Annotated in this window: 6 protein-coding genes; 2 read left to right on the forward strand and 4 right to left on the reverse strand. The window is 73.6% G+C overall.

Annotation, left to right across the window (positions count from 1 at the left end; translation table 11 throughout):
* Positions 1-1608: TIGR03767 family metallophosphoesterase (locus tag AOK18_RS07650; RefSeq protein ID WP_055693826.1), on the reverse strand; the 1608-nt coding region annotated here is incomplete at its 3' end.
* Positions 1609-1973: 365 nt separating this feature from the next.
* Positions 1974-2477 carry an NUDIX hydrolase gene (locus AOK18_RS07655; RefSeq protein ID WP_206281507.1) on the reverse strand — a complete coding sequence of 168 codons (504 nt, stop codon included), beginning with the start codon at positions 2475-2477 and terminating at the stop codon, positions 1974-1976.
* A gap of 251 nt (positions 2478-2728) precedes the next feature.
* Between AOK18_RS07655 and AOK18_RS07660 the strand changes: the two genes are divergently transcribed.
* Complete coding sequence (locus tag AOK18_RS07660; protein ID WP_055693828.1) at positions 2729-6034, forward strand: S8 family serine peptidase; 3306 nt, start codon at positions 2729-2731, stop codon at positions 6032-6034.
* Positions 6035-6141: 107 nt separating this feature from the next.
* On the opposite strand, the gene AOK18_RS07665 is transcribed toward AOK18_RS07660, so the two are convergent.
* Complete coding sequence (locus AOK18_RS07665) at positions 6142-7014, reverse strand: hypothetical protein (RefSeq protein WP_079104889.1); 873 nt, start codon at positions 7012-7014, stop codon at positions 6142-6144.
* Position 7015: 1 nt separating this feature from the next.
* Positions 7016-7552, reverse strand: a complete 537-nt coding sequence (locus AOK18_RS07670; RefSeq protein ID WP_055572891.1) for an RNA polymerase sigma factor — start codon at positions 7550-7552, stop codon at positions 7016-7018.
* Between the two features lie 369 nt (positions 7553-7921).
* Between AOK18_RS07670 and AOK18_RS07675 the strand changes: the two genes are divergently transcribed.
* Positions 7922-8938, forward strand: coding sequence for an aspartate-semialdehyde dehydrogenase (locus AOK18_RS07675; protein WP_055572890.1), 1017 nt, complete (start codon positions 7922-7924; stop codon positions 8936-8938).
* Positions 8939-8987 lie beyond the last annotated feature (49 nt).

Below are 8987 nucleotides of genomic sequence, written 5' to 3' on the forward strand. Positions count from 1 at the left end.
GACCAGGGTGGTGAACAGGGACAGGGTGCCGTCCTTGTTGTCCACCAGCTCGACGACCCGGGCCAGTTGGGGGAAGTCGACGTGGGAGGCGGTGGAGATCTCCCAGAAGGAGCCGGCCGCACCGGTGTGCGCGGTGACCGCGTTGCGGTGGATGTGGCCGTTGACCCAGGCCACCACGTTGCGGTGGGCGCCGAGGAGGGCGACGAGTTCCCGGCCGTCGTGGCGCCGCTCGTCGGGGCGGGCCGGGTCGCGGTGCGTGTTCGTCATCGACGTGCTGGTGTGGTGGCTGAAGAGGATCACGCGGTCGCCCCGGTGGGTGCGCAGGGTCCGTTCCAGCCACCGCAGCTGGGCCGTGCCGACGGAGCCCGCGTAGTGGCCGCCCGGGTCGGTGGTGTCGAGGCTGACGCCGAGGACGTCGTCGGAGACGCGGAACGCGTAGTACCGGGTGTCCGCGTCGAGGTTGGCGGCGGAGTAGCCGTGCCCCACCGGGCCGAATCCGCGGTACGCGGGGTCCAGGTGGGCCTCGACGTACTCGGTGGGCGTGAAGGGGGCGCGCGCCTCGTCGGGGGTCACCGACCGCATGGCGCGGGCCCGGGACCTCAGGAACGCGCCGTACTGGACGCCCCGCGGGTCGGTGGCCTTCCTGATGGCCCGCCGGAGCTTCTCCGCCTCGGCCGCCCCGAGTTCCATCAGCTTCCGGCCCCCGACGGCGAGTTCGGTGAGGTACGGGTCGCCGTGGGAGGCGTAGCAGCCGAGCGGCATCGTGTCGTGGTTGCCGACGGTGGAGTACCAGGGAAGGTTGAGGCCGGGGCTGTTCACCTCGCGGACGGCCGCGGCGAGGAAGCCGTCGAGGTGCGGGAAGCCGAGCCGCTTGTCGGCGTCGCGGGTGGCGGAGTCCGGCTGCCAGTACTGTCGCAGGCCGCTGTTCTGGACGCCCTCGTAGTGGCGCGGGTCCCCGCTGTCGGGGGTGATGCGGCCGCCGCCGAGCACCGTCAGGAACCAGTGCAGTTCGGAGCGGGCGTTGTTGTCGGTGTTGTCGCCGGTGGTCATCGCGAAGTGCAGCGGGGAGCCGGTGACGGGGGCGCCGCGCAGGGCGTTGATCCGCTCGACGAGGGAGACCGCGCCGTGCACGGTGAGCGCCTCGTGCGGCCGCCAGGCGCGCACGTCGCCGGAGCGCAGGTACTCCAGGCGCAGCGGGTGCTGCACGTCGATCACGTGCAGGTCGGTGAGCTGCACGAACGCGGCGAGGGTGGTGCGGCGGTCGTCCCGGCCGGGGCGGGCGGCGGTCAGGTCGCCGCGGACCACCCGTGGCCAGCCGGGCCCCTCGTCGAGGCGCCGGTATCCGGTGCCGCGGCCGCGCGGTACGGACACCCCGGCGAGGGTGGTGCCGCGCGTGTACGGGGCGAGCGGGGCGGCCGGCGCCCGCCGGGAGGAGGCGGCCACGGCCTCGTCCGCGGCGGCGTCGGCGGTGCCGGCGGCCGCGGCCCGGCCGCCGCCGGGCCACAGGGCGTACCCGGTGCCGGCGGAGAGGGCGACCGCGCCGGTGGCGGCGAGCAGGGAACGGCGGTGGAGTGCGGTGGAGTCGGCGGCTCGGCGTGTGCGCGGCATGACGCTTGTCCCCCCGGGTGCGGACGCATCGGCAGTGACCGCGGGGCGTTCGCCGGGCGAACGTCCCGCTCGTACCGGATGCTCGGCAGCGGGAATGGCCTGCGTGTGAACGCGACGGCAACGCGCGACACCGATCGCCGTACGTGGATCTCGGCCCCCCGGGCCGTCGGCATCCGCTCCCGCACCGGCCCGCAACCGGTCACACCGCGTTCACCCGACGGAGCCCCCGAACGGCGCCGTACCCGCCCGTCCGGGGCGTTCGGGCCGCTCGGCGCGCGGGACGCGGACCTTCGTGTGTTCCCCGCGCCGCCCTTCCGCCGTCACCCCGCGCGTCGGCCCTCCGCCCGTTCCCTCCGCCTCGCGCGTCAGCCCTCCGCGCGTTCCACCCGTCCCGTCGCCGGGCGCTCCCGCCACAGCCGCAGGCCGATGTCGACCATGCCGATCCTGACCAGGTCCGGGACGGCGTCCAGGGGCTGCCAGGCGGCCAGGTCGGTGGAGCCGCCGGTCTCGTTCCTCAGCTCGCCGCCGGTGATCCGCCCCTCGTAGACCAGCCGTACGGCGTGGTGGTCGGCCCTGCGGACCGGGCGGCGGGCGAAGCCGTGCCGGGTGGGAGCGCGCCGGGTGAGGAGGGGGCGGACGAAGGGGTGCCGGACGGAGTCCACGCCGAGCAGTCCGGTGACCTCGATGCGGTACCCGGTCTCCTCCTCGACCTCCCGCCGCACGGTGTCGTACGGGTCCTCGCCGTGCTCCGTGCCGCCGCCCGGCAGGACCCACTCGGGGGCGCCTGCGGGTACCGGGGACCGGGCCAGCAGGACTCGTCCGTCGCGCACCACCACGGCGTAGGCCGCCACCCTCAGGGTTCGCCGCATGCCGGGACGTTAACCCGCGGACGCCCACGGGGCAGCCCCCGCGGACGACTTGACCGTTCCATACCCCCGCGCCCCATACGTGCATCGCGGGTTTTCCCCATACCTTCATTTCGATTCCGCCAACCCTCGCCCAAAACCCACCCTTTGAGTAAGGCTCAACGCTCGTCCGGGACCGTTTTCCGGACGAGCGCGGCCAGGGTCGATCGGCTCCGGTCGCTCCACGATGGTTCCTTTACGCACAAGGGATGCCGATGACCCCTTCCTCCCCGCGCGAGTCGATACCGGGCGCCAGACGCGCGGCCCGTATCGCCCTGGCCGCCGGTCTCGTCGCCGCGCTCTGCGCGGTCGGCCCGATACCCCTGGCGGCCGCCGCCGACGCGCCGGCCGCCGCACCCGTCGACGGTGACGTCAAGTCCGCCGACGACAAGCTCGGTTCGCGTGACGCGGACCTGCTCGCCGAGGCCAAGGCCGACGGCGTCAAGAACGTCACGATGATGATCGCCACCGCCCCCGGGAAGACCGAGCAGGTCGCCGGGCAGCTGAACGCGGTCAAGGGCGGTTCGGTCGGCCGGACCCACGACGAGCTCGGTTACGTCCGGGCCACCGTCCCCACCGGGAAGGCGGACGCGGCGATCGCCGCCGCCGCCAAGCTCTCCACCGTGCACGGCATCGACCTGCGCGACGAGATCCCGCTCGACGACCCGACCCCGGCCGCGGACACCACCGCCAAGGCCGCCGGCAAGGGCAAGGACAAGGGCGCCGCCTACCCGGGCCCCGACAGGCGGACCCCCGCGAAGAACCCGTACAACCCGTCCTTCGAGACGGGCGCCGTCGACTTCGTGAAGGACAACCCGAAGGCGGACGGCCGCGGCGTCACCATCGGCATCCTCGACTCCGGCGTGGACCTGGCCCACCCCGCCCTGCAGAAGACCACCACCGGCGAACGCAAGATCGTCGACTGGGTGACGGCGACCGACCCGCTCGTCGACGGCGACAAGACCTGGCGCCCGATGACCGATTCGGTGGCCGGCCCCACCTTCACGTACGACGGGAAGACCTGGACGGCGCCCGAGGGCTCGTACCGGATCAGCACGTTCAAGGAGTCGTACACCATCGGCGGCGACGCGGGCGGTGACACCAACCTCGACGGGGACACCACCGACGACTGGGGCGTGCTGTACGACGCCGCGGCGGGGGCCGTCCGGGTCGACCTGAACGACAACCAGGACTTCTCCGACGACACCCCGATGAAGCCCTACAAGGACGGCTTCCAGATCGGGTACTTCGGCACCGACGACCCCTCCACCGAGGTCGCCGAGCGCCAGCCGTTCGTCGTGGAGATCCGCAAGGACGTCGTCCGCAACGCGGCCGGCGACAAGGCCGACTTCGTCAACATCGGTCTCATCGAGGGCTCGCACGGCTCGCACGTCGCCGGCATCACCGCCGCCCACGGCCTGTTCGGCGGGAAGATGAACGGTGCCGCGCCCGGCGCGAAGATCGTCTCCTCCCGTGCCTGCACCTGGTCCGGCGGTTGCACCAGCGTGGCGCTCACCGAGGGCATGATCGACCTCGTCACCGAGCGCGGTGTCGACATCGTCAACATGTCCATCGGCGGTCTGCCCGCGCTCAACGACGGCAACAACGCCCGCGCCGAGCTGTACACCCGCCTCATCGACACCTACGGCGTCCAGCTGGTGATCTCCGCGGGCAACTCCGGCCCCGGCGCCAACACCATCGGCGACCCGGCCCTGGCCGACAAGGTCATCTCGGTCGGCGCGTCCGTCTCCAAGGAGACCTGGGCCGCCAACTACGGCTCCGTCGTCAAGACGAAGTACGCCATGATGCCGTTCTCCTCGCGCGGTCCGCGTGAGGACGGCGGCTTCACGCCGACGCTGATCGCGCCCGGCGCGTCGATCAACACCATCCAGACCTGGTCGGCGGGCCAGCCGGTCGCCGAGGCGGGCTACGCCCTCCCGGCCGGTTACGGCATGCTCCAGGGCACCTCGATGGCGTCCCCGCAGGCCGCCGGCTCCGCCGCGCTGCTGCTGTCGGCCGCGAAGCAGAAGCGGGTCGACCTGACGCCCGCGAAGCTGCGCACCGCCCTCACCTCCACCGCCCAGCACGTCAAGGGCCTGCAGGCCTACGAGGAAGGCGCCGGTCTCATCGACCTGGAGGAGGCCTGGGACTCGATCCGTGACGGGGCCACCGCGCACGAGTACAGCGTGAAGGCGCCGGTCGACACCGCGATCGAGCAGTTCCTGAAGACGCCCGGCTTCGGCACCGGCATCTACGACCGCGAGGGCGGCCTGAAGGCCGGCCAGAAGAAGACGTACGACGTCACCATCACCCGTACGTCCGGTCCCGACCGCGTGATCCGGCACGAGCTGGACCTCGCGAACAACGCCGAGGGCACCTTCCGCATCGTCGGCGACGACGAGGTGCGGCTGCCGCTGAACAAGCCGGTGATCGTCAAGGTCCAGGCCGCGCCGCGTGCGGCCGGTCTGAAGAGCGCCATCCTCGAGGTGGACGACCCGCGCACCGAGGGCGTCGACCGGCAGATCCTGAGCACGGTGGTCGTCTCGGCTCCGCTGGCGCACACCTTCTCCGCCTCGGGCACCGCCCAGCGCAACGCCAGCACCTCCTACTTCGTCACCGTGCCCGAGGGTGCGAAGACGCTGGAGATCGCGCTCGGCGGCCTGAAGGCCACGAGCCAGACCCGGTTCGTCGCCATCCACCCCTACGGCGTCCCGGCCGACCCGACCTCGACGGTCAACTGCTACCCGAACTACAGCAACCCGGCCAACACCTGCCGCCCCGACCTGCGGTCGTACGTGAACCCGCAGCCGGGCGTCTGGGAGATCGAGGTCGAGTCGCGCCGCACCTCGCCGCTGCTCGACAACCCGTACAAGCTGGACGTCGCCGTGCTCGGCGCGGTCTTCGACCCGGAGACCGTGACCGTGCCCGAGGCGAAGGTCGGCACTCCGGCCGAGGTCTCCTGGAAGGTGACCAACCGGGCCGCCGCCCTGGACGGCAAGCTGGTCGGGGGCCCGCTGGGCTCCGCCAAGTCGGCCCGGCCCGCCCTCTCCACCGGGGTCACGCACACCACCACCGTCACGGTGCCCGAGGGCGCCACGTCGCTCGACGTCGCCATCGGCAACGTCTCCGACACCGCCGCCGACCTGGACCTGGCGGTCCACAACGCGGCCGGCGACCTCGTCGCCCAGTCCGCCGACGGCGACTCGGAGGAGTCGGTGTCCATCGCCTCCCCGGCGGCCGGCACCTACACCGTCAAGGTCGTGGGCTACTCCGTCCCGGCCGGTTCCACCGACTACGACTACCGGGACGTGTTCTTCTCCACCACGCTCGGTGAGGTCTCGGTCGACGGGGCCACTCCGGTGAGGATCGGCACCGGCGAGTCGGCCACCGTCTCCGGCAGCGTCAACGCCGTGGCGGCGGCTCCCGAGGGACGCGAGTTCTTCGGCCGCGTCCAGCTGGTCAACGCGCGCGGCACGGTCGCGGGCACGGGCAGCGTGACGATCGGGAAGGTCGTGCCGTAACCGGCGGTCACCAACGGCAGGGGCGGGCGTCCACCGGGGCGCCCGCCCCTGCGCCGTACGCACCCGGTGCGCGGGAGGGCGCGCACCCCGCACGCACCCTCTCGCGCTCACTCGCAGGTCAGGGCGCGTGAGGCGGGCAGGGCGGCGGTGATGCGCTCCCGCTCGGGGGCGATGTCCTCCTCGCCGACGACCACGGCGTCCGGGACGGAGCCCTCGCGGGGCAGGCCGACCAGGACCTCGTCGCCGGCACGCAGCCGGGGTGCGCCGTCCGCCTCGGCCAGGAAGGTGACCTCGCCCGGATCCCGTTCGAGGTCTCTGCGGTCCGGCTCCGGCTTGTGGCGGCGGGTCGCCTCCAGCGTGACGCGGTCCCGCCCGGCGCCCGGCACCGGCTCCACCGCCGTCACCGTGCCCTCCACGACGAGCCGGGCGCAGGCCAGGTAGCCGGCGCTGCCGAAGGCCGTACCGGCCTCCTGCCGCTTGGCGTCCGCCACGTCCTCGGCCGTGACGCCCGCTCCCGAGGAGGCGGTGTCGCCCTGCCCGGCCCGCGTCACGAGCCAGCCGGTGCCGAGGACCACCGAGGCGGCCGCCGCCGCGACGAGCGCGCCGAGGGCGACCTTCAGCGGCCGGCGGGCACGGCGGGGCGGAGTGATACGGCCGGGCCGAGGGGCGGCCGCGGGCAGGGACCGCACCGGTGCGGGACCGGGCTCCGCCTCCCGGGCCAGCATGTCCCCGATGAGCCCCAGCTGCTCCCGCAGCACGGCGACGTCGGCGGCCGCCGCGTCCCGCGCGGCCAGGAACGCCGGGTCCCGCCGGGCCTCCGCGGGCAGCGGCTCGCCGAGGATCGCGGCCATGAGGGCGTCGACGCCCCCGTACTCGGCGCCCTCGTGCCGGGCGCCTTCGTGTGCGGCGCCCCCGTACCCGGTGCCGTGCTCGTCTCCGGTGCCGTCCCGGGCGTCGTCGTGGTCGTCGTGGACGCTCACGTCACACCACCTCGTCCTCGTGCAGGCGGGCGCGCAGGGCCCGGACCGCCGTGTGCAGCCTGCTCTTGACCGTGCCCTCCGGCACTCCGAGCCGCTCGGCGATCGAGCGCACCGGGAGGTCGGCGTAGAAGCGCAGCACGACGACCTGGCGCTGGGCGTCCGGCAGCCCGTCCAGGCCCCGGGCGACGGCGAGGGAGAGCAGGCGGCTCTCCTCGTCGGTGGTGGGCCCGGCGGGGCGCAGTGCGGCGAGGCGTTCGCCGAGCCGTTCCTGGCGGCGTCTGGCCCGGTGCCAGTCCATGGCGAGGTTCGAGGCGACGACCGCCGCCCACGCCGAGACGTCCCGCGGCGCCTCCCGGCCGCCGGCGGTGCGTTCCAGCAGCCGCAGCCGGACCTGCTGCACCCCGTCCGGCAGGTCCGCCTGCGGCACCCCGCCGAGCGCGAGCACCGCCCGGACCCGGCGCTCCTGCGCCGGGTCCAGCGGGTCGTCCTCCGCGGCGCCGTGCGCCTGCCGGCCACGCCGGATCCTTCCGCGCAGCACTGCCCACCCCCCTCGTGCCGTTTCCCCTACGACGCCGGCGGGGCCCGGAACGTTCGCCCGCCCGGCGAACCGGGCAGAGGCGTACGTCACACCTCCGTGTGGGCAGGGCCGGGCTGGGCAGGGAACCTTGCGGCCGCCGGCCCTCGGGGAGCGAATTCCTGCAGCTCAAGGGGGTGGCGACCGCAGGTCCGCGACCGGTGGTCCCGGCCCGCGCGTCCCACTGTGCGGGCAGGGGGCGCAAAGAATTGGACAGGCGGGCCGTGGTCGGCCGCATGATGGAAACGCCCGGCCGTCGGGCAAAGGGCACATGTACGCCGTATGCGTCGGTCGCGTGCGGCACGGGACGCAGCAGCCAGTGAGGGAGAAGCCGTGAGGGTCGGAATCGTCGGAGCCACCGGTCAGGTGGGCACGGTCATGCGCGGCATCCTCAAGGAGCGGAACTTCCCGCTGACCGAGCTGCGCCTGTTCGCGTCGGCCCGTTCGGCGGGCACGGAGCTGGACGGCGTGACGGTCGAGGACGCGTCGGCCGCCGACTACACCGGGCTGGACATCGTGCTGTTCTCGGCGGGCGGCGCGACGTCGAAGGCGCTGGCCGAGAAGGTCGCCGCGCAGGGCGCGGTCGTGATCGACAACTCCTCGGCGTGGCGCAAGGACCCCGAGGTGCCGCTGGTCGTCTCCGAGGTGAACCCGCTCGCGATCGCGGACCGCCCCAAGGGCATCATCGCCAACCCGAACTGCACCACGATGGCCGCGATGCCGGTGCTGCGTCCGCTGCACGCCGAGGCCGGCCTGGAGGCGCTGGTCGTCGCCACGTACCAGGCGGTGTCCGGTTCCGGGGTGGCGGGCGTGGCGGAGCTGCACGGCCAGGTCCAGAAGGTCGTCGCCGACGCCGACCAGCTGACCCACGACGGCGGCGCGGTCGACTTCCCGGAGCCGGCCGTCTACAAGCGTCCCATCGCCTTCAACGTGCTGCCCCTCGCCGGAAGCATCGTGGACGACGGTCTGAACGAGACCGACGAGGAGCAGAAGCTGCGCAACGAGTCCCGGAAGATCCTGGACATCCCCGAGCTCAAGGTCTCCGGCACCTGTGTGCGCGTCCCGGTCTTCTCCGGGCACTCCCTGCAGATCAACGCCCGTTTCGCCCGTCCGATCAGCCCGGAGCGCGCGGCCGAGCTGCTGTCCCACGCCCCCGGTGTCGCCCTCAGCGACATCCCCACCCCGCTCCAGGCGGCGGGCCAGGACCCGTCCTACGTCGGCCGCATCCGCCGCGACGAGACGGTCGACAACGGCCTGGCCCTCTTCGTCTCCAGCGACAACCTCCGCAAGGGCGCGGCCCTGAACGCCGTCCAGATCGCGGAACTGGTGGCGGACGAGCTGAAGGGCTGAGTTCCTCCGTCCCCGGGACGTGGAAGGGGGTGTCCGCCGGCCGGCGGAC

This window comes from Streptomyces prasinopilosus (assembly GCF_001419695.1).
In the GTDB taxonomy this organism is placed as follows: Bacteria; Actinomycetota; Actinomycetes; order Streptomycetales; family Streptomycetaceae; genus Streptomyces; species Streptomyces prasinopilosus.